The following is a 19,199-nucleotide window of genomic DNA, read 5'->3' on the forward strand; positions in this document are numbered from 1 at the left end:
GTCTATGAGTACAAGTCATAGTAAAAAATATACTGCTGCATGATCCCACGCATTCCTCTGTATCTGCGGTTGGGAAATCCTCTTTTGTAATGCACGTCCATGACCTGACGGATGTGGGTATCTATGGGAAAAGCATCCATATGATGCAGTGCAAACAGGCAGATACACTCAGCTACCTTTTCTCCCACACCACAAAGCTTCATCAGCTCCTTCTTTGCCTGATGGTAACGCATATCATAGATTTTTTCCAGAGAGATCTGGCCGGATGCAATGGTCCTGGCCGTTACTGCGATATATTTTGCCCGGTATCCCAGGCCGCATCCTCTTAACTCCTCTTCCGTTGCCTGACTCAGCGCCTCTACAGTCGGAAAAGCGTAGTATTCCACACCTGCAGATGAATTTTTTCGCTCTCCGTACTTCCGGCAGATGGTTTCGATACATTTGCGGATACGCTTGATATTGTTCTGCTGAGATATCAGAAACGTAACGATCATTTCCCAGAGATCCTGTCTTAATATCCGTATCCCGTCTCCTGCCTTTATTGCGGCACCCAGATATTTATCCCGTGGATTAGCCGCATTCATGTAAGCTTCATAATCCGTATCCAGATCAAAATAAAGCACCCAGTAACAGATAAACTCCTCCTGAGAGCAGCAAAAATCCACCACTCCGTCTTTCTGATGCATTTCCAGATACTGGTCTCCCGCCACCATGGAAAAATGTCCGTCTCCAAGCTTTTTCATCCGGAAACACTGTCCGGAATCGCATATTTTATCAAGGCTGAAATGTTCCAGTTCTACTGTGATCATGTCTGTTCCTCTCGTAAATATTTTTCCTTATATAATATTCTGTATTCTCTTGGTGTCATCCGGTACCGTTCCCGGAATACCCGGTTAAAAGTCCTCTGACTTTCAAATCCCGCATTCATACAGATATCCGTAATACTTTCATCACTACATTCCAGATGAATCGTTACATAATTCAGTCGCTGCTCATTGAGAAACTGATTGAACATGGATTTTTCTCTCCACAATATTTGACTACTTTTTCTGTGTTTTTGGCACGTAATATTTCCGAGAGTTTATTATAATGCATTTGTAAGTTAAAGAAAAGAGGAGGAAAATAAAATGAAAAAAATCATAGAATTTATCAAATATGCGATCAAATGCTACATAGAGATCAATGCAAGAAATCCATACTTCCACTAAGAAGATCCACAATAATATCTGAGGTCACGGATATTTTGTGTGGATCATGCGCATGAAAAAACTGAATAAAAGTCAATAAATGACTTGTGCGAAAATAATATCACCTGGCATCATGAAGTATCTCCAAAGCCCGTTTATATCTTCCATGCAGCCGTGATATCTGTTCAGCAGACATATTTTCGCAGTCAGAAAGACGTGTTACATCAGAATTGTGGAGCAGATCAGCCTGCTTCACTTTTTTTGCGATTGCATTCTTCCGGAGCTTCCGGATATAATCGAAATAATTCATATTCTTATCTCTTGTAAGACAACGTAAGGCCTCCACAACCTCTTCCGGAAATTCTCCGGTAAGATCCTCAAATGTGATCTCTGTATCTTCTATCACATCGTGCAGAAGTGCCGTACATACACTGAGTTCATCATCCATCTGCTCCGCTACGTGAAATGGATGAAAGATATAAGGTGTCCCGCTTCGATCTGTCTGTCCATGATGTGCCTCGTACGCCACCTTCATAGCTTTTTTCGTCAAAGCTGTATAAATCATAGCTGTGCCTCCCGTCAGGTCTTTCGAACCCCCGTTCATACTCTGTATTACACAGTATAGCATCTATATTTCCTACATACAAGGATAAAAAGTTTTATATATCTATCATTTTTACTTATATACGACAATTTTCTGATTATAGCATCCCAAAAACTCTGCTGTTCTTATTTAGATCTTTCATTGGATCATGAACTCGCTTGCCCTCATTCTGAAATTGGTATATACTTACCTTGGTCAGGTAAAACTATCCATATTCGTAGTATTACACGGATCACTTCATTTTAAAAAAGAAAGGAATCTTACCTATGAAATTTATATATCCCGCAGTTTTCCGTCCCACAGAGGACAAAAAATACAATGCTTTTTTTCCGGATCTTGCCTGCTGTGAAGCCAACGGTGACACGCTGGATGATGCCATCGAAAATGCCAATGCAGCTGCATACGACTGGATCTACACAGAGCTTATGGAATTTGAGGGAAAGCTTCCTCCGGTTTCCGATGAGAGCGATCTGGAGCTTCAGGAGGGAGACGTTGTCCGCAATATCTCTGTAAATATCCGCTTCCAGGATGGCTGGGACGAATAAACTCTCGTACCACAAAAACAAAGGCGACATTTAATATCATTTTCAATAAATGTCCGTGTCGAAAATACCTGTTATGCAAAAAGCATCCGGATCGGTAATTGTCCTTTATTACCGATCCGGATGCTTTTATTATACGTTTCTTTATTGTTCATGATACTGTCTGAAAAATTTACGCAGTCCGTCCAGTGCTTTTACCAGCACTTCTGTCTCATTCTCATTCAGCTCTGCGATCACCGCTTCTGTCATCTGCCTGTGAAACTCCGCATGATGATGATATGCCATACGTCCCTTATTTGTAAGCTGAATAAATACCACACGCCGGTCCTTCTCACTTCGTTCTCTCTTCACATAGCCTTTTTTTACAAGACTGTTCATAGATGTTGTGAGGGAGCCTACGGTGATCTTAAGCTTGGCTGCAATGGAGGACATGTTCCCCCCTCCAAGACCTACAGCCTCGATAATGTGCATATCATTGTTGGAAATATCTTTATATTTATCTGTGATGATGGCTTCCTCCTCCAGTCGGAGGATCTCATTGAACAGATTCACCAGCACGTCATTTATAACTTCCCGATTGTCCACTCTACCCGCTCCTGTTTCTCCGGAGCAAAAAGGCTTCTCCGGTTCTCTGTTTATGAAGCCATCGTAACATAAATATGGCATTTTTTCCACTGGATTTTTACTTTGCGGGCTACAAAATCACTGCACTTATTGCTTCTACATTTTCCGGAAACGTTCATAGCGATGTTCCAGAAGCTTCTCCGGCTCTTCTTCGCCATATTTCTCAAGAAAATCCGCAATTCCGTTTTCCAGATAACCTGCGATATCATTTATGTTCTCACGGCTTACAGGCTCTGCTTCCGGAATCACATGCTCGATCATCCCCATCTGGTAAAGGTCTGCAGCTGTGAGCTTCATCACTGCTGCTGCTTCCTTTGCCTTTTTGCTGTCTTTCCAGAGAATGGAGGCAAAGCCCTCCGGGGACAGGATGGAATAAACGGAATGCTCCAGCATCCATACCTCATCTGCCACCGCCAAGGCAAGGGCACCTCCGCTTCCGCCTTCACCGATCACAACGGAAAGCACCGGCACTGTGAGACCTGCCAGTGTATAGAGATTTTTTGCAATGGCTTCACCCTGTCCACGTTCCTCTGCTTCCAGCCCGCAGAATGCGCCTGGTGTATCTACAAGGCAGATCACCGGACGGTGAAATTTCTCTGCCTGCTGCATCAGGCGCAGGGATTTCCAGTACCCCTCCGGAGATACCATTCCGAAATTCCGGGTAATGTTTTCCTTTGTACCCTCTCCTTTTTCCTGTGCAAGGACAGTTACCGGCTGTCCGTGGAAAAATGCCACACCACCGATCACTGCCGGATCATCCCCGCAGTGACGGTCTCCGTGAAATTCCATGAAATCGTCAAAAAGCGCTTCGATGTAGTCCTTTCCTGTAGGACGTGTTTTGGCTCTGGCAAGCTGAACATGTTCCCAGGGAGTGAAATCTCCGGATGGAACGAAGTCCGGCCAGATCCTATTATCTTCCTCAACAGTTTTCATCGATTCCTGATTGTCAGACTTGAACCCATTTTTAATGTCCGTATTATTGGACTGTACATTATTCAGGACTTTATCCTGATGTAATCTCAGAATATCCGCCAATACGATCCTCTGCTCCTCACGCTTTACGATCTTGTCCACAAAGCCGTGTTCCAGAAGAAATTCCGCTCTCTGGAAGCCTTTGGGAAGCTTTTGCCCGATGGTCTGTTCGATCACTCTGGGACCTGCAAAACCGATCAGCGCTTTCGGCTCTGCCAGGATAATATCTCCCAGCATAGCAAAGCTTGCCGTCACGCCGCCTGTTGTCGGGTCTGTGAGGACCGGCACATAAAGAAGTCCAGCATCGCTGTGCTTCCGGATGGCCATACTGGTTTTTGCCATCTGCATCAGGGAAACCAGGCCCTCCTGCATTCTGGCACCGCCGGAACAGATATAGAGGATTACCGGCAGCTTCTCCTCTGTGGCACGTTCAAAAGCCCGCGTGATCTTTTCCCCCACGACTTCTCCCATACTGGACATCATGAAACGACAGTCACAGACACCAAGTGCCACAGGTGTCCCTTTTATAGTACACTTTCCGGTAACTACAGCCTCATCAAGCCCTGTCTTTTCACGAAGCCCCTGGAGCTTTTCTTCGTAGCCTCTGTACTGAAGGGGATTCTGTTCTTCCATGTGAGCATCCCACTCTACAAAACTCTTTCTATCTGCGATCAGTTTGATCCGACGGTAAGCGGGTACATGGAAATAATTTCCGCAGTGGGGACAGATGTATTGATTCTGCTTTACCTCGTCTACAAAAACCGCCGCTTTGCAGGCGTTGCATTTACGCATCAGGTTATCCGGCACCTCCGGAATGTTTTCCTGTTCTTCACCCCGGATATCCCTGACTGTTTTTTTGAACATGTGCTTAATTCTCATTGATCTTCACTCCCGCAATGATATGGCTGGCAAGAAAGCCAGTGTCAAAATTTCCGGACTGATAATCCTCATCTTTCAGGATTTCGTACTGATAGTCAATATTTGTATCGATTCCGTCAATGATCACCTCACCAAGAGCACTCTGCATTTTTGCAATGGCTTCTTTCCGGTTACCTGCATGAACGATCAGCTTCGCAAGCATGGAATCATAATATGGCGGGATCTTACAGCCGTTATACACACAGGTATCCACACGGATCCCGTTTCCTCCCGGAAAATGCGCTCCCTGGATAGTTCCCGGCGAAGGGCGGAAATTTTTCTGGGGATTTTCAGCATTGATCCTGCACTCAATGGCGTGTCCCTGGATCCGGACATCCTCCTGAGCGATCTCAAGAGGCATTCCGGAAGCGATCTTCAGCTGCTCCTTTACAAGATCGATACCTGTTACCCACTCTGTCACCGGATGCTCCACCTGGATCCTTGTATTCATTTCCATAAACCAGAATTTTCCATCCGGTTCCAGAAGAAATTCGATCGTTCCCGCATTTACATAACCGGCTGCTTTCGCCGCCGTCACCGCCGCATGCCCCATTTTTTCTCTTAATTCCGGAGAAACTGCAGCACTTGGAGATTCCTCGATCATCTTCTGATGATTTCTCTGGATGGAGCAGTCACGCTCTCCCAGATGGATCACATTTCCGAAGCTGTCTGCAAGGATCTGAAACTCAATATGTCTCGGATTTACCACGAAATGTTCAATATACATGGTACCGTCGCCAAAAGCGATCTCAGACTCTTTTCTGGCGGTTGCATAGGCTTCCGGAAATTCCTCCGGTGTGTTTGCCACACGCATGCCTTTTCCGCCACCGCCAAGAGCTGCCTTGATGATCACCGGATAACCGATTCTCTCAGCTTCCTTAAGACCGGTTTCAATATCCTCCACATCCCCTTCGCTGCCCGGAACTACCGGAACACCAGCTGCGATCATGGTGCTTCTTGCAATTTTTTTATTGCCCAGCATACGGATGACCTTTGATGGAGGACCCACAAATGTGATCCCGCATTTTTCACAGAGCTCCGCAAATCTGGCATTTTCAGAAAGAAAGCCAAATCCCGGATGAATGGCATCCGCACCGGAAACCATGGTTGCACTGATGATCTGTTCCATATTCAGATAGCTCTGTGCAGATGGCCCCGGTCCGATACAGATTGCTTCGTCCGCCAGCTGTGTGTGAAGGCTTTCCTCATCTGCCTCAGAATAAACCGCCACTGTGGCAATTCCCATTTCTCTGCAGGCACGGATAATACGCACCGCGATCTCGCCTCTGTTGGCGATCAGTAACTTTCGAATCATACAATCACCTTACCCGATCATAAATGTAAGCTCAGCCTCTACGGCAACCTCGCCATCCACAGATGCCACTGCAGAACCAATGCCTACAGGACCCTTTCTGCGGATGATCTTTGTTTCAAGACGGAGCTTGTCTCCCGGAGCTACCTTTCTGCGGAATTTACACTTGTTGATGCCTCCGAAATAAGCGGTTTTTCCCTTCATGTCCTCCAGGGAAAGAATGGCTACCGCACCCACCTGTGCCAGCGCTTCTACCATCAGAACACCCGGCATTACCGGCTCCTGGGGAAAATGTCCCCGAAAAAAATCCTCGCGGAAGGTCACACATTTATATCCGACAGCAAATTCACCCGGCTCATAATCTTCAATATAGTCCACAAGCAGAAACGGATGTCTGTGTGGAATGATCTCCTCGATCTGTTTTACATCAAGATGCTTCATTCTCTATCCTCCTGAAACAATAATTTTTCTTATTCTCTGATTCTGATCTGAAGGTACTTATCGGATACGGAAAAGCTTCTGACCGTATTCTACCGGCTGTCCGTTCTCCACATAGATCTCTGCGATCTCGCCGTCAAAATCACTTTCGATCTCATTCATCAGCTTCATAGCTTCCACGATTGCAAGAACCTGTCCTTTTTTTACCTTGTCTCCCACCTGAACGTAAGGCGGAAGATCCTGGGACGGTGCAGCATAGAAGGTTCCTACCAGCGGAGATGTTACCAGGCTGCCTGTCTGATCTTCCCCGCTCTGTGGTACGGTTTCCGACTGCTCAGTACCTTTCACTCCCTGTGCTTCTGCCACAGTTTTTCCTGTCACTGTCACTGCCATTTCATCTGTTGAAGCCGGTACCACAGGATCTTTGCCTGCCACCGGTGCTGTATTCACTGCCCTGCGGACTTTTCCACCGGTCATTCCTACTGCCGGAATGTTTTCCACAGTTTCTCCCATAACCCCCTGGATGATCTGTGGCTTTCCATGCTCCATACTTAAGGTCAGATCTGCTGTCTCATATGTAAAGGCAGTAAGCTCTGATGCAGATACGTGATCGATCAGTTCAAGAATCTGGTTAAATTCCATAGCTTCAGTCCTCCTCATACTTCTTTACAAGCAATGTTCCGTTGTGTCCTCCAAATCCAAGGGAATTGCTCATTGCATAACGAACTTCCTGTTTTGCCGGAGCGCCGATCATATAGTTCAGATCAAGCTCCTCCTCTGTTTCTGTTGTTCCCACTGTCTGATGGATAAATCCGTCCAAAATGGATTTTACGCATACGATAAACTCAACAGCTCCTGCTGCGCCAAGAAGATGGCCCACCATGGATTTTGTGGAATTGATCTTTACATCCTTGGCAGCGTCCTTAAACGCAAGCTTGATAGCTCTTGTTTCAAACAGGTCATTGTGATGTGTTCCGGTTCCGTGTGCATTGATATAATCTACCTGCGCCGGTGCAACACCTGCTTCCTTCATGGCATTTTCCATAGCACGTGCGGCGCCGCTTCCGTCCTCGGCCGGAGATGTGATATGGAAAGCATCTGCAGTTGCACCGTATCCCACAACCTCTGCCAGGATATTGGCATTTCTCTTTTTGGCATGCTCAAGCTCTTCCAGAACAACCACACCTGCACCCTCGCCCATAACAAAACCGCCTCTGTCTTTATCAAACGGAATGGATGCACGCAGCGGATCCTCACTTGTGCTCAGTGCAGTAAGGCTTGCAAAGCCTGCGATACCGATAGGGCAAACAGCTCCCTCTGTACCACCGGCAAGCATTACATCTGCATCACCATACTGAATGGCACGGAAAGCATCTCCGATACAATGTGTTCCTGTCGCACATGCCGTTACCACGTTGGTGCATTTTCCTTTTGCGCCGGTAGCGATAGAAACATTTCCGGCTGCCATATTTGTGATCATCTTCGGAACAAGAAGCGGATCCACTCTTGAAGGACCTTTTTCCATAAGCTTCTTCTCATTGGTCTCGGTAGCCTGAAGACTTCCCACACCGGAGCCGATGATAACGCCTACCATGTACGGATCTTCCTCTTCCATCTTAAGCCCGGAATTTTCCACTGCTTCCAGTGCAGCTGCTACCGCATACTGGGAAAAAGGCTCCATTCTTCTTGCAGTTCTCGGATCCATGCGATCCTTTGCCACAAAATCTTTAAGCTCTGCTGCCAGTGTTGCCTTGTATCCGGTCGTATCAAAACGGGTGATCGGTCCGATCCCCACCTTTCCTTCTTTTACTCCGTTCCAGAAACTTTCCACATCATTTCCGATCGGTGTTACTGCTCCAAGTCCTGTTACTACTACTCGTCTTTTCATCAATCTATCCTCCTGACTCCGGGGAGCCTTCTTTACATTGCCATTCCGCCGTCTACGCGAAGTACCTGTCCTGTGATGTAACGTGCACCGTCTGATGCCAGAAATGCAGCTGCCTTTGCCACGTCTTCTGTTGTTCCCATGCTTCCCATGGGGATAGATGCCGCAATATTTTCTTTTACTTTGTCAGAAAGCACGTCCGTCATGTCTGTTTTGATAAATCCCGGTGCAATGGCGTTGACCGTGATCCCTCTGGATGCCAGCTCCTTTGCAGCGGATTTTGTAAGACCGATGATCCCGGCTTTGGATGCCGCATAATTGGCCTGTCCAGCATTTCCACGAAGGCCTACCACCGATGAAAGGCTGATGATCCGGCCGCTTCTCTGCTTCAGCATCATTCTGGACACATGACGGATGCAGTTGAAGGTTCCTTTCAGATTGATGTCAACAACTCTGGAAAAATCTTCCTCACTCATTTTCATGAGAAGTCCGTCCTTCGTAACTCCGGCATTATTTACCAGGATATCAACACGTCCGTATTTCTCTGCAACAGCTTTGAAAAAAGCTTCACATGCATCAAAATCTGCCACATTGCACTGCAGGATATCTGCCTGGCCGCCGGCTGCCTCGATCTCTGCTTTTGTTTCCCGGGCTTTTTCTTCTGAGCCGTTATAATTGATCACTACAAGGTTTCCTGCTTTTGCAAGCTCCAGGGCGATGGCTTTCCCGATCCCACGTGCACCGCCTGTTACAACTGCGATTTTTTTCTCTGACATATGAATTCCTTTCTGATGTTATGCGGTCATCCGTGATCCGCATTTGTTACCTGGCATTTCTGTCTGCTGCACTATGCCTGCTTTATTTTTGATTCTTTATCTTTTTTTCCAATATTTATACCAGTTCCTGGCAGACCTTCTCTGCATCTTCTACGGTCTGGATGTTATATACTTTTACATTTCTGTCGATCTTTCTCATAAATCCGGCAAGGGTTCTTCCCGGTCCGATCTCAATAAATGTATCTACTCCCTGACGGATCATATTTTCCACACTCTGCTGCCAACGCACGGAAGAAGAAATCTGTTTTTCCAGAAGTGCTTTTGTTTCCGCCGGATCTTCCACATACTCTGCGGTCACGTTTGTCACATACGGGATTTTAAGTTCATGAAGTGTGACACCCTCCAGAACCTTTCCCAGTTCTTTTCCTGCAGTGGCAAGCATTGCGGAGTGGAACGGTCCGCTGACATTTAACGGGATCACTCTTCTTCCTCCGGCTGCCTTCAGCTTTTCAGAGGCTTCCGCAACTGCCTCCGCAAGGCCTGTGATCACGATCTGGCCGGGACAGTTGTAGTTTGCAATGCTTACATCTGCAATGTCTGCAAGCACTTCCTCGATCTTCTCTGTCTCCATTCCCATAACTGCTGCCATGCTTCCCTTACCTGCCGGAACTGCCTGCTCCATAAGGATTCCCCTTTTTCTCACGGTAGTAACAGCATCCTTCAGCTCCATGCCGCCGGCAGCTTCAATAGCGCAGTACTCGCCAAGGCTTAATCCTGCAGTTACATCTGGATGAAGTCCCATCTCCTCTACCACCTTCTCCATGGCAAGACAGGTAGTGACCAGTGCAGCCTGTGTATATTCAGTCAGGTCAAGCCTGTCATTTTCTTCAAAGCAAAGTGCTTTCATATCCAGATCCAGCCACTCACCGGCAGAGGCGAAAACATCCTTTGCTGTATCGTATTTCTCATAAAAATCTTTTCCCATTCCGGCCTTCTGTGCACCCTGGCCCGGAAAGATGAATGCTGTTTTTCCCATTTATTATTCCTCCACAAGAAAACTGTTTTTCTTTACAGTCTCTTTTGTCTCTCTGATCAGTCTTGCCATCAGCTCCTTACAGGTCGGTACATCCTTTACCATACCTGCGATCTGTCCGGACATAACGCTTCCGGTTTTTACATCGCCGTCAACAACAGCCTTCCTGAGGCCACCAAGTGTCAGCATTTCCAGTTCTTCAAAGGATGCACCTGCAGCTTCTTTCTCCAGATATTCCTTTGTCATAGGGTTTCTTAAGGTACGGACTGGATGACCTGTGGTACGGCCGGTTACTCTTGTGTCGATATCCCTAGCTTTCAGAAGGAATTGTTTGTAATTCTCATGTACGTGACATTCCTCTGTTGCCACAAATCGGGTTCCCATCTGTACGGCTTCTGCACCCAGCATGAAGGCTGCCGCGATCCCACGACCGTCTGCAATTCCACCTGCTGCAATTACCGGGATCTTTACTGCATCCACGACCTGCGGTACCAGCGCCATAGTGGTTGTCTCACCGATATGTCCGCCAGACTCGGTTCCCTCTGCTACCACTGCATCTGCGCCACAGCGCTCCATTCTTCTTGCAAGAGCTACAGATGCAACAACCGGGATCACCTTTACTCCGGCTGCTTTCCATGCTTCCATGTATTTTTCCGGGCTTCCGGCGCCGGTTGTTACTACCTTGATCCCTTCTTCTACTACGATCTTCGCAACCTCATCGGCACTTGGACTCATCAGCATGATGTTTACACCAAAAGTCTTATCTGTCAGTTTTTTCGCCTCACGGATCTGCTCACGCACCCACTCTGCCGGTGCGTTTGCCGCTGCGATCAGTCCCAGGCCGCCTGCCTCGGATACTGCTGCCGCAATGTGATGATCTGCCACCCAGGCCATACCGCCCTGGATGATGGGATATTCAATACCAAGTAATTCTGTAACTCTTGTTTTCATCTTTTACCTCCGGAAAATTAAATCAAGCGGATAAAAGCATCCGCGGTTTATTTGGATCAAGCGGATAAAAACATCCGCATTCACTACATAGCCTTATTTTAACAATTCATTAACAGGGGCTTTAATACTCGATCAGGCTTGCTCCGTACGTCAGTCCGCCGCCGAAGCCTGCAAGGACCATTCTGTCACCCCGCTGCAGTTTTCCACTTTTTTTCATCTCATCCAGGAGGATAAGAAGACTTGCGGAAGAAGTATTGCCGTATCTGTCCATATTCATAGGGAACTTGGAAATGTCTTCGCCCAGCCGCCTTGCTGCGGAACGGATGATCCGCTCATTTGCCTGGTGGAGAAGATAATAACTGATATCTTCACAGGAAACCTGCTCTCGGGAAAGAAGCTCCTTCACAGCCTCCGGTACCTTGCTCACGGCAAAGCTGAACACTTCCTTTCCGTTCATCTGTATGTAAGTTTCCTTTGCCTTCGGATCATTTTCATAACGGATCTGATTTCTGCTCTGTAAGGTAAGTGCACCGCCTTTTTTTCCAATGGAATGGGTTACCTGTGCATAGCTTCCACCCTCTTCTGCTCTCAGCACGACTGCTCCCGCACCATCCCCGAAAAGAATGCAGGTGCCACGATCTGTCCAGTCCGTTAAACCGGATAGTTTTTCCGCTCCGATCACAAGGGCATTCCTATATATTCCCTGGGCCAGGTATGCCTGCGCAGTGTTCAGTGCCAGAAGAGATCCTGTGCAGGCGCCGTTCAGATCAAAGCAGGTAGCCTTTTCCGCTCCGAGCCGCTCCTGCACCCCACATGCCACACAGGGCATGATCTCTGTTGGAGAAATGGTTGCCACAAGGATCAGATCGATTTCTTCTGCCTTCATTTCTGCGTCTTCCAGAGCTTTTAATGCTGCCCCCGCTGCCATCGTCACAGTATCTTCGTCCTCTTTTGCAATATGTCTCTGTACCACACCGGTTCTTTCCCGAATCCACTGATCACTGGTTTCCACCATCTTTGCCAGATCGTTGTTATCCCACACTCTGTCCGGTGCCCACGAACCGGTTCCACATATTTTACCTGTCATATTTTTCTCCATGATATCTGTCTTAAATCAGTCTGTATAAATCTGTACTGCTGTTCTCTGAATTATCTTTTATCTTAAAATATTTTGATTATCAAATTATATCATCATAAAAGTATTTGTCAAGAAGGAATTTTTGAGCATCCTTTTATGAAAAAAATAACAGCTGCCCCAGGCGTGGAGTATTGGTCTCTCCTCTGTCCTGTGACAGCTGTCTTATTTTTTTCAGACAGGTATTGTATTTATGGTTATTGCATTTATAGTTATTGCCTTCATAGTTTTACTTCATCACCCACTGTACCAGGCACACCACACCAATCTGCACCAGCAGTATCACCGGTACACCAATTGCAAATCTGGCTTTTCGGGTTTTGTGGTGAAAAAATCTCATGCCAAGGATCGCCCCGACGCTGCCACCGATGACAGCACTTAAGATCAAGGTCTTCTCCGGGATCCGCCATTTATTACGACGGGCTTTCTGCTTGTCAACTCCGAAAAGCACAAAGGCCAGGATATTGACTGCAAGCAGATAATAATATATGTAATCATTCATGATAGCTCCCTCCGGCTCTGTGTCCTGTATTTCGGACAGTAACCGATTTATGTATTCATTGCAGTTTGATGATCAGCACCGGTATGGGCGGATCATTAGGCCGGTTTGCATATTCCGACAGGATCACCAGATATTTATGAGGATCCAGCTGACGGATAAACGCAAGCATCTCATCCCGTTCCTGATATCCCGTATCCCCGCCACTGTAAATGCAAAGTGTCATAAGTCCGCCTTTTTTCAGAAGCTTAAGTCCGCTTTCTACCGCTCTTTTGCTGCTGTCTGCTCTGGTCGCCACCGAATGGTCTCCGCCGGGAAGATATCCCAGATTAAAGGTGATGCAGGACACGGTTTCTTCTTCTGCATAAACATCCATATTCTCATGAGACTCCAGAAGAAGCTGATAATTTTCCGGACAGTTATCTCTTTTCAGTCGCTCCTTCGTATGTTCCAGTGCCTGCTTCTGAATGTCAAAAGCCAGAACCCGTCCTCTTTTTCCTGCAAGCTGGCTTAACAGAGCCGTGTCATTGCCATTTCCCATTGTTGCATCGATACAGATGTCTCCCGGCATGACCTGCTGCCGTATAAAATGCTGCATGTATGCAGTGATCTGAAGATTTTTCATTTAAAAATCCTTTCAAAATTCTCTTACAGTTCATGATAATACGGACAGATATCCTCATAATGTCCATCCTTCATACGGAACCCCTTCGGGATCACGCCAAGCTGGGTAAATCCAAGTCTCTCATGATGATCTTCTTTATTTAAGCAGCTCCACATTCCGTCCGTTTCTTCGGATCACACCCTCATCCGAAAGATTTTTGATCTCCCGCATCATGGCACTACGGTCCACACTTAAGTACTGGGCCAGTGCGGTATAGGACATGGGCAGCTTGAATTTCCCGGCATTTTTTTCCGCAGCCAGAGAATGCAGATAGGCTATCAGCTTCTTTCTGGTGGAGGATCGTGAAAGCATGTATATCCGATCCGTCTGCTGCCTGGAACGGAGGGCTGTCATCTGCAGAAGATTACTGACCATCTGGCTGTGATGATGACAGGCATTTTCACAGCGCTTGATCACATGCTCATAATCAATAAACAGCACCTTCGTCACGGTAGTAGCACATACATAATAATGCTGGGAATCTGACGGAAGCAGAAACGGTTCGCCAAATACACTGTCCCTATTCAGTTCATCGATGACATACTCATTTCCATCCTCGTCACAGCAGTAGAGAACTGCTCTTCCCTCCTGGATCAGACCGATCTTTTTCATGGAGCTGGAATATTCCATGATGGTTTCTCCATTCTGAAAAACTTTCTCCCGGACTTTAAAGCAGACACGCATTCTTTCCTGTTCTTCGGGCAAAATATCCGTAAATAAAGTGATATGCTCCATAAATTTTCCTCCCACCGGCAAAATACTCTTCCGCATATCTGTACTTTCCTCTTTGTATACAAGACTATGTAAGAGGACTCTCAAAGCAACTATCCGCATTTTATTTTGCTGCATGTTTCTGATTTTATACCAGCACGAAAAAAATGTAAAGTCTGGAAATTTTTCCTGTTTTGTTGTATTTGCAACAGTTTTTGCCATCAATTTCTGTTATATTTTTATCAAAGTTAAGAAACAAACAAATCACTGAAGCATATAAATAAATCCACCATAGAAAGAAAAGAGGAATCGCTCATGAAAATCACAGATACCATCAAATATGTAGGCGTTAATGATCATCAGGTTGACCTTTTTGAGGGCCAGTACAAAGTGCCGAACGGCATGTCCTACAACTCCTATGTGATCCTGGACGAAAAAATTGCGGTTATGGATACGGTAGATGCAAATTTTACTCACGAATGGCTTGATAATATCCAGAAAGTTCTGGGCGACCGGAAACCGGATTATCTGATCGTACAGCATATGGAACCGGATCACGCAGCCAACATCGCAAACTTCCTGAAGGCTTATCCGGACACCATCGTTGTTTCCAACAAAAAAGCCTTCGCCATGATGCAGAACTTCTTTGACCTGGATCTGGAAGGTCATCAGATCATCGTAGATAACGGCGGAACCCTTTCCCTTGGAAAACACGATCTGACTTTTGTATTTGCACCGATGGTTCACTGGCCGGAGGTTATGGTCACTTATGACAGCACAGAAAAGGTTCTTTTTTCCGCAGACGGCTTCGGAAAATTCGGCGCCCTGGATGCAGAGGAACCATGGGACGATGAGGCAAGAAGATACTATATCGGCATCGTTGGAAAATATGGTGTGCAGGTGCAGAATCTTCTGAAAGTAGCCGCAGCTCTGGATATCCAGACCATCTGCCCACTCCACGGACCGGTTCTTACTGAAGATCTTGGACATTATATTAGCCTCTATGATACCTGGTCTTCCTACACACCGGAGGATGACGGAATCGTGATCGCCTACACTTCTGTATACGGTCATACAAAAATGGCCGTTCAGCAGTTGGCCGATAAATTCCGCAGCAAAGGATGTCCAAACGTTGTTGTCTATGATCTTGCAAGAGACGATATGTCCCAGGCACTGAGCGATGCTTTCCGTTACTCCAAGCTGGTTCTCGCAACCACCACATATAATGCAGGCATCTATCCGTTTATGAACGACTTTATTACCCGTCTGACAGAGCACAACTTCCAGAACCGCACGGTAGGACTGATTGAAAACGGAACCTGGGCACCGCTGGCAGCGAAGGTTATGAAAGAAATGCTTTCCAAATGCAAAAAGATCAGCTGGCTGAATACCACAGTTAAGATCATGTCTGCAGTAAATGAAGAAAACCGCAGGCAGATGGAAGCTATGGCTGATGAGCTCTGCCAGGAATACATTGCAAAAAGCGATGATCTTGCCAACAAGAATGATATGACTGCTCTGTTCCGCATCGGTTACGGCCTCTATGTGGTAACCTCCAACGATGGCAAAAAGGACAACGGTCTGATCGTCAATACCGTTACACAGCTTACCGACAACCCATATCGCGTGGCTGTCAACATCAACAAGGCAAACTACTCTCACCACGTGATCCAGCAGACCGGTATCATGAACGTAAACTGCCTGTCCACAGATGCTCCGTTCTCTGTTTTTGAGCAGTTCGGCTTCCAGTCCGGCAGAAACACCGATAAATTTGCCGGACAGAAAGTAAACCACTCCGACAACGGCCTGGTATTCCTGGACAAATATATCAATGCTTTCATGTCCCTGAATGTAGAAAACTATGTGGATCTCGGCACTCACGGAATGTTCATCTGCAGCGTCACAGAGGCCCGTGTCATGAGCGATCAGGATACCATGACTTACACCTACTACCAGAAACATGTAAAGCCAAAGCCACAGACCGAAGGCAAAAAAGGCTGGGTATGCAAAGTCTGCGGATACATCTATGAAGGCGATGAACTTCCGGAAGATATCATCTGCCCGCTGTGCAAGCATGGCGCTGTGGATTTTGAGCCGATCGAAGGATAAGACTGAAATCCCCATAAATTGATTTAATCCGGTTACAGCTCCCTTATTTTTACAAATTATAAACCACAAAAAAGACAGGCTTCTGAGGTGGCCTGTCTTTTTTGTATTATCATCCAATGTCTTCTCAACGTCTTTCACCAAATTTATTCTTACAGCAGATCAGACACTCACGCTCTGTATTTCTGCAGGAATCCTGAAATTTACGGATCATATGCCTTTTATTTATTTCATCAGTCTGATAACCTGCTCTGCAGTATCTGCCAGATTCTGCTTGGCATTCTCATTTTTCATGGCCTCCTCCAGAGTTACCACTCCGCGGAGGATCGGGAAAAAGGCATCAATCCCTGCATCGTTGCAGGCTCTTGCGTCACGCTGTACGGCACCTGCAAAGGCGATCACTTTTTTGCCATATTTCTTTGCAAGCTTTGCAACACCTACCGGCGCTTTTCCCATGGCTGTCTGTCCATCCATACGTCCCTCACCTGTGATCACAAGATCCGCGTCTTTGATGTAGTCCTCAAGTTTTGTCTCATCCAGCACGATGTTGATCCCGGATTCCAGAACTGCATCGGTAAAGGTCAGGAATGCAAATCCCATTCCGCCGGCAGCACCTGTTCCCGGATACTTTGCATCTGCTTTCGGAAAACGCTCCTTTGCAAGCTCTGCGTAAGCACCCAGCCACTGATCCATGTCCTGGATCATCTCCGGTGTAGCACCCTTCTGCGGTCCGTAGATGGCACTGCATCCAAGCTCTCCGCAAAGAGGATTTGTGACATCGCAGGCAACACGAAATTTACATTCTGCAAGCTCCGGGATCACATAGGCATCTGTGATCTCTGTGATGTCTTTCAGGCCTCTTGCTCCCGGAAGGACCTGCTTTCCGTCTTTATCCAGAAATGCATAGCCAAGTGCCTGAAGCATTCCCACACCACCGTCATTGGTGGCGCTTCCGCCGATACCCACAATAAATCTGCGGCAGCCTTTTTCGATGGCGTCCTTGATCACCTCACCGACACCGTAGGTTGTGGTATAAAGAGGATTTCTTTTTTCGTCCGGCACCTGCGTGATCCCTGCTGCACCAGCCATTTCGATCACTGCGGTCTTTGTGCTTTCGATGATGCCATACTCACAGATCACCGGCTCGCCAAGAGGCCCCGTAACCTTTACGTGCTCTGTTTTTCCGTTCATTCCTGCGACAAGGGCTTCCACGGTTCCCTCTCCACCGTCTGCCAGTGGTCTTACCTGAACTTCTGCGTCCGCATCCACACGATGGATACCTTCAGCAGCTGCAAAACCTGCCTCCATGGATGTCATACTGCCCTTAAAAGAATCGATCGCTGTTACTACCTTCATTTTATTTTCCTCCTGTATGATTTTTATGTAAAGCTGATATCCGTACTCTCCGTTCTATCATTCCGTGTACCGGAAACGTGAAATGTTCATTTACGTGTCAGGCGGATATTTTCTGCGCAGCTCTGCAGCCAAATAACTGTTCTGCTGTTTGGTTATCAGCTGTCCCCGGATGAAAAGAACCTTCTGTGAACTTATTTTTCCCTGGAAATGTCTCTGGCTGATGCCGCAGAGAAGCTTTTTCTCCACAAAAATACTCTTCAATATAAATTAAACCACATTTATAAAAAATGTGGTCTCAATCCCCGAAAATTCCGGGACGCTGTTCTGTTGTATCTGGCACTGGAGCTGGAATGAACCGGCTATTTCACTATTCTCTCACATGAAAGCCAAACTCCTCCTCCAGTGGGATTTCCCTTGCTTCAATCCCCTCGATCTCCACAAAGCTCTGCTGAGAAAGGCGTTCTACCATCTCCCGGATTTCTTCTCTGGTTCCCTGTACTTCCATTTCCACACGATCATCCCAGAGATTCCGTACCCAGCCGGTCAGTCCCATGGACTGTGCAATATAATAGGAGCGGTAACGAAAGCCTACTCCCTGTACTCTTCCTGAAAAATAAAAATGTTTCCGAATCTTTTCCATCTGGCACCTCATATTTTCTGTCTTAACTATTCTGTCTCTGTATCTCCACCCGAAATTCTCCCGCATCCGCCGCAGGAATATCATAACCAGATTATATAATATTTCTTTATAAATTGTAAAGTTATATCCTTCTATCTATTGGAAACTATAATCATCTGCGTTATAATGGTTTTTATCAGAATAAAAAGAAATTTACTTTCTTTTGCAGAAAATATTTTCAACAAAATTTAACATCAGGAGGTAATGATCATGAATGAAAGCATCAAAAACCTGTTAGAACGCAGAAGCATCCGCGCCTACAAAAAAGAGCTTGTTCCGAAAGAAACTCTGGATACGATCCTGGAGGCGGGAGAATATTCCCCCAGCGGCATGGGACAGCAGAGCACTCTTATGGTAGTGACACAGGATCCGGAGCTGGTTGCAAGGCTTTCCAAAATGAACGCAGCTGTTATGGGCAGCACCTCAGATCCGTTCTACGGCGCCCCAACTGTGATCATTGTCTTTTCCGACAGCAAAATGGGCACCTGTGTGGAAAACGGAAGTCTTGTGATGGGAAATCTCATGAATGCCGCACATGCTCTCGGCGTGGACTCCTGCTGGATTCACCGTGCAAGAGAAGTTTTTGACTCCGAGGAAGGAAAAGAGCTGAAGAAGCAGTGGGGTGTTCCGGAGGAATATATCGGCGTGGGCCACTGTGTTCTTGGATACCGTGACTGTGAGTATCCAACAGCCAAACCGCGTAAAGATGGTTTTGTGATCCGTGTGTGATCGGCTTGCAGAATAAAATTTCCACTGCCAAAAACTTTTAATGTAAATAAAGATCTGACAGATTCCTGCATGATACGC

General features: G+C 46.6%; 21 protein-coding genes and 2 pseudogenes. 4 read left to right on the forward strand and 19 right to left on the reverse strand.

Annotated features, from left to right (window positions below):
* Positions 1-2: 2 nt before the first annotated feature.
* The 3 genes and pseudogenes from BN3261_RS10625 to BN3261_RS10635 all read right to left on the reverse strand — a co-directional run bounded on the left by BN3261_RS10625 (position 3) and on the right by BN3261_RS10635 (position 1,752).
* Entirely contained in the window at positions 3-809 is an 807-nt protein-coding gene (locus BN3261_RS10625; protein WP_059086221.1) for a DNA-3-methyladenine glycosylase family protein, read from the reverse strand.
* A pseudogene (locus BN3261_RS10630) lies at positions 806-1,012 on the reverse strand (helix-turn-helix domain-containing protein); the annotation flags it as partial. The pseudogene BN3261_RS10630 and the gene BN3261_RS10625, both read right to left, overlap by 4 nt.
* Positions 1,013-1,308: 296 nt before the next feature.
* Complete coding sequence (locus tag BN3261_RS10635; RefSeq protein WP_059086223.1) at positions 1,309-1,752, reverse strand: HD domain-containing protein; 444 nt, start codon at positions 1,750-1,752, stop codon at positions 1,309-1,311.
* A 305-nt stretch (positions 1,753-2,057) separates the two neighbouring features.
* Here BN3261_RS10635 and BN3261_RS10640 point away from each other — a divergent pair, with 305 nt between their 5' ends.
* Complete coding sequence (locus BN3261_RS10640) at positions 2,058-2,336, forward strand: type II toxin-antitoxin system HicB family antitoxin (protein WP_015525547.1); 279 nt, start codon at positions 2,058-2,060, stop codon at positions 2,334-2,336.
* Between the two features lie 141 nt (positions 2,337-2,477).
* Here the strand turns inward: BN3261_RS10640 and BN3261_RS10645 are convergent, their stop codons facing one another.
* The 14 genes and pseudogenes from BN3261_RS10645 to BN3261_RS10705 form a co-directional block, all read right to left on the reverse strand.
* Entirely contained in the window at positions 2,478-2,918 is a 441-nt protein-coding gene (locus BN3261_RS10645; RefSeq protein ID WP_022427168.1) for a MarR family winged helix-turn-helix transcriptional regulator, read from the reverse strand.
* A gap of 135 nt (positions 2,919-3,053) precedes the next feature.
* A complete protein-coding gene (locus BN3261_RS10650; protein ID WP_059086224.1) occupies positions 3,054-4,808 on the reverse strand; it encodes an acetyl-CoA carboxylase carboxyl transferase subunit in 1,755 nt (584 codons plus the stop codon).
* Complete coding sequence (locus tag BN3261_RS10655) at positions 4,798-6,162, reverse strand: acetyl-CoA carboxylase biotin carboxylase subunit (protein WP_015525545.1); 1,365 nt, start codon at positions 6,160-6,162, stop codon at positions 4,798-4,800. The genes BN3261_RS10650 and BN3261_RS10655 overlap by 11 nt, the downstream gene beginning before the upstream one ends.
* Before the next feature lie 9 nt (positions 6,163-6,171).
* The gene (gene fabZ, locus BN3261_RS10660) at positions 6,172-6,600 is read right to left on the reverse strand and encodes a 3-hydroxyacyl-ACP dehydratase FabZ (RefSeq protein WP_015525544.1); all 429 of its coding nucleotides are present in this window, start codon (positions 6,598-6,600) and stop codon (positions 6,172-6,174) included.
* A 57-nt stretch (positions 6,601-6,657) separates the two neighbouring features.
* Positions 6,658-7,239, reverse strand: a complete 582-nt coding sequence (gene accB / locus BN3261_RS17315) for an acetyl-CoA carboxylase biotin carboxyl carrier protein (protein ID WP_110925794.1) — start codon at positions 7,237-7,239, stop codon at positions 6,658-6,660.
* 4 nt (positions 7,240-7,243) lie between these two features.
* The gene (gene fabF, locus BN3261_RS10670) at positions 7,244-8,485 is read right to left on the reverse strand and encodes a beta-ketoacyl-ACP synthase II (RefSeq protein ID WP_015525541.1); all 1,242 of its coding nucleotides are present in this window, start codon (positions 8,483-8,485) and stop codon (positions 7,244-7,246) included.
* 32 nt (positions 8,486-8,517) lie between these two features.
* On the reverse strand, positions 8,518-9,258 hold the full coding sequence (gene fabG / locus BN3261_RS10675; protein ID WP_015525540.1) for a 3-oxoacyl-[acyl-carrier-protein] reductase: 741 nt from the start codon (positions 9,256-9,258) through the stop codon (positions 8,518-8,520).
* Between the two features lie 115 nt (positions 9,259-9,373).
* A complete protein-coding gene (gene fabD / locus BN3261_RS10680) occupies positions 9,374-10,294 on the reverse strand; it encodes an ACP S-malonyltransferase (protein WP_015525539.1) in 921 nt (306 codons plus the stop codon).
* Positions 10,295-10,297: 3 nt separating this feature from the next.
* Complete coding sequence (gene fabK, locus BN3261_RS10685; protein ID WP_015525538.1) at positions 10,298-11,242, reverse strand: enoyl-[acyl-carrier-protein] reductase FabK; 945 nt, start codon at positions 11,240-11,242, stop codon at positions 10,298-10,300.
* A 121-nt stretch (positions 11,243-11,363) separates the two neighbouring features.
* Positions 11,364-12,329, reverse strand: a complete 966-nt coding sequence (locus BN3261_RS10690; protein ID WP_015525537.1) for a beta-ketoacyl-ACP synthase III — start codon at positions 12,327-12,329, stop codon at positions 11,364-11,366.
* A gap of 277 nt (positions 12,330-12,606) precedes the next feature.
* Entirely contained in the window at positions 12,607-12,879 is a 273-nt protein-coding gene (locus tag BN3261_RS10695; protein WP_015525536.1) for a DUF1294 domain-containing protein, read from the reverse strand.
* Positions 12,880-12,934: 55 nt separating this feature from the next.
* Complete coding sequence (locus BN3261_RS10700; RefSeq protein WP_015525535.1) at positions 12,935-13,501, reverse strand: tRNA 5-(aminomethyl)-2-thiouridylate-methyltransferase MnmM; 567 nt, start codon at positions 13,499-13,501, stop codon at positions 12,935-12,937.
* Between the two features lie 23 nt (positions 13,502-13,524).
* Positions 13,525-13,626: pseudogene (locus BN3261_RS17320) on the reverse strand (GNAT family N-acetyltransferase); the annotation flags it as partial.
* A 10-nt stretch (positions 13,627-13,636) separates the two neighbouring features.
* Positions 13,637-14,275 (reverse strand): Crp/Fnr family transcriptional regulator, encoded by a 639-nt coding sequence (locus BN3261_RS10705; RefSeq protein WP_022427177.1) that lies wholly within the window; start codon positions 14,273-14,275, stop codon positions 13,637-13,639.
* A 291-nt stretch (positions 14,276-14,566) separates the two neighbouring features.
* On the opposite strand from BN3261_RS10705, the gene BN3261_RS10710 reads away from it, so the two are divergent.
* Positions 14,567-16,360 (forward strand): flavin reductase, encoded by a 1,794-nt coding sequence (locus BN3261_RS10710; RefSeq protein ID WP_015525532.1) that lies wholly within the window; start codon positions 14,567-14,569, stop codon positions 16,358-16,360.
* 222 nt (positions 16,361-16,582) lie between these two features.
* Here the strand turns inward: BN3261_RS10710 and BN3261_RS10715 are convergent, their stop codons facing one another.
* Positions 16,583-17,713, reverse strand: a complete 1,131-nt coding sequence (locus tag BN3261_RS10715; RefSeq protein ID WP_015525530.1) for a glycerate kinase family protein — start codon at positions 17,711-17,713, stop codon at positions 16,583-16,585.
* A gap of 201 nt (positions 17,714-17,914) precedes the next feature.
* On the opposite strand from BN3261_RS10715, the gene BN3261_RS18280 reads away from it, so the two are divergent.
* The gene (locus BN3261_RS18280; RefSeq protein WP_255363779.1) at positions 17,915-18,067 is read left to right on the forward strand and encodes a helix-turn-helix domain-containing protein; all 153 of its coding nucleotides are present in this window, start codon (positions 17,915-17,917) and stop codon (positions 18,065-18,067) included.
* 13 nt (positions 18,068-18,080) lie between these two features.
* On the opposite strand, the gene BN3261_RS10720 is transcribed toward BN3261_RS18280, so the two are convergent.
* On the reverse strand, positions 18,081-18,353 hold the full coding sequence (locus BN3261_RS10720) for an acylphosphatase (RefSeq protein ID WP_015525529.1): 273 nt from the start codon (positions 18,351-18,353) through the stop codon (positions 18,081-18,083).
* A gap of 249 nt (positions 18,354-18,602) precedes the next feature.
* On the opposite strand from BN3261_RS10720, the gene BN3261_RS10725 reads away from it, so the two are divergent.
* Complete coding sequence (locus BN3261_RS10725) at positions 18,603-19,121, forward strand: nitroreductase family protein (protein WP_015525528.1); 519 nt, start codon at positions 18,603-18,605, stop codon at positions 19,119-19,121.
* Positions 19,122-19,199: the final 78 nt, after the last annotated feature.

The sequence above is a fragment of the Blautia massiliensis (ex Durand et al. 2017) genome, from assembly GCF_001487165.1.
Lineage (GTDB): Bacteria > Bacillota > Clostridia > Lachnospirales > Lachnospiraceae > Blautia_A > Blautia_A fusiformis.

Bases quoted from the DNA above. Each gene is read 5' to 3' on its own strand.
- BN3261_RS10720 (WP_015525529.1), bottom strand. From the start codon at position 18,353: ATGGAAAAGATTCGGAAACATTTTTATTTTTCAGGAAGAGTACAGGGA.
- BN3261_RS10640 (WP_015525547.1), top strand. From the start codon at position 2,058: ATGAAATTTATATATCCCGCAGTTTTCCGTCCCACAGAGGACAAAAAA.
- fabD (WP_015525539.1), bottom strand. From the start codon at position 10,294: ATGGGAAAAACAGCATTCATCTTTCCGGGCCAGGGTGCACAGAAGGCC.
- fabK (WP_015525538.1), bottom strand. From the start codon at position 11,242: ATGAAAACAAGAGTTACAGAATTACTTGGTATTGAATATCCCATCATC.
- fabF (WP_015525541.1), bottom strand. From the start codon at position 8,485: ATGAAAAGACGAGTAGTAGTAACAGGACTTGGAGCAGTAACACCGATC.
- BN3261_RS10655 (WP_015525545.1), bottom strand. From the start codon at position 6,162: ATGATTCGAAAGTTACTGATCGCCAACAGAGGCGAGATCGCGGTGCGT.
- BN3261_RS10690 (WP_015525537.1), bottom strand. From the start codon at position 12,329: ATGACAGGTAAAATATGTGGAACCGGTTCGTGGGCACCGGACAGAGTG.
- accB (WP_110925794.1), bottom strand. From the start codon at position 7,239: ATGGAATTTAACCAGATTCTTGAACTGATCGATCACGTATCTGCATCA.
- BN3261_RS10695 (WP_015525536.1), bottom strand. From the start codon at position 12,879: ATGAATGATTACATATATTATTATCTGCTTGCAGTCAATATCCTGGCC.
- BN3261_RS10725 (WP_015525528.1), top strand. From the start codon at position 18,603: ATGAATGAAAGCATCAAAAACCTGTTAGAACGCAGAAGCATCCGCGCC.
- BN3261_RS10625 (WP_059086221.1), bottom strand. From the start codon at position 809: ATGATCACAGTAGAACTGGAACATTTCAGCCTTGATAAAATATGCGAT.
- BN3261_RS10710 (WP_015525532.1), top strand. From the start codon at position 14,567: ATGAAAATCACAGATACCATCAAATATGTAGGCGTTAATGATCATCAG.
- BN3261_RS10715 (WP_015525530.1), bottom strand. From the start codon at position 17,713: ATGAAGGTAGTAACAGCGATCGATTCTTTTAAGGGCAGTATGACATCC.
- BN3261_RS10650 (WP_059086224.1), bottom strand. From the start codon at position 4,808: ATGAGAATTAAGCACATGTTCAAAAAAACAGTCAGGGATATCCGGGGT.
- BN3261_RS10635 (WP_059086223.1), bottom strand. From the start codon at position 1,752: ATGATTTATACAGCTTTGACGAAAAAAGCTATGAAGGTGGCGTACGAG.
- fabZ (WP_015525544.1), bottom strand. From the start codon at position 6,600: ATGAAGCATCTTGATGTAAAACAGATCGAGGAGATCATTCCACACAGA.
- BN3261_RS10705 (WP_022427177.1), bottom strand. From the start codon at position 14,275: ATGGAGCATATCACTTTATTTACGGATATTTTGCCCGAAGAACAGGAA.
- BN3261_RS10700 (WP_015525535.1), bottom strand. From the start codon at position 13,501: ATGAAAAATCTTCAGATCACTGCATACATGCAGCATTTTATACGGCAG.
- fabG (WP_015525540.1), bottom strand. From the start codon at position 9,258: ATGTCAGAGAAAAAAATCGCAGTTGTAACAGGCGGTGCACGTGGGATC.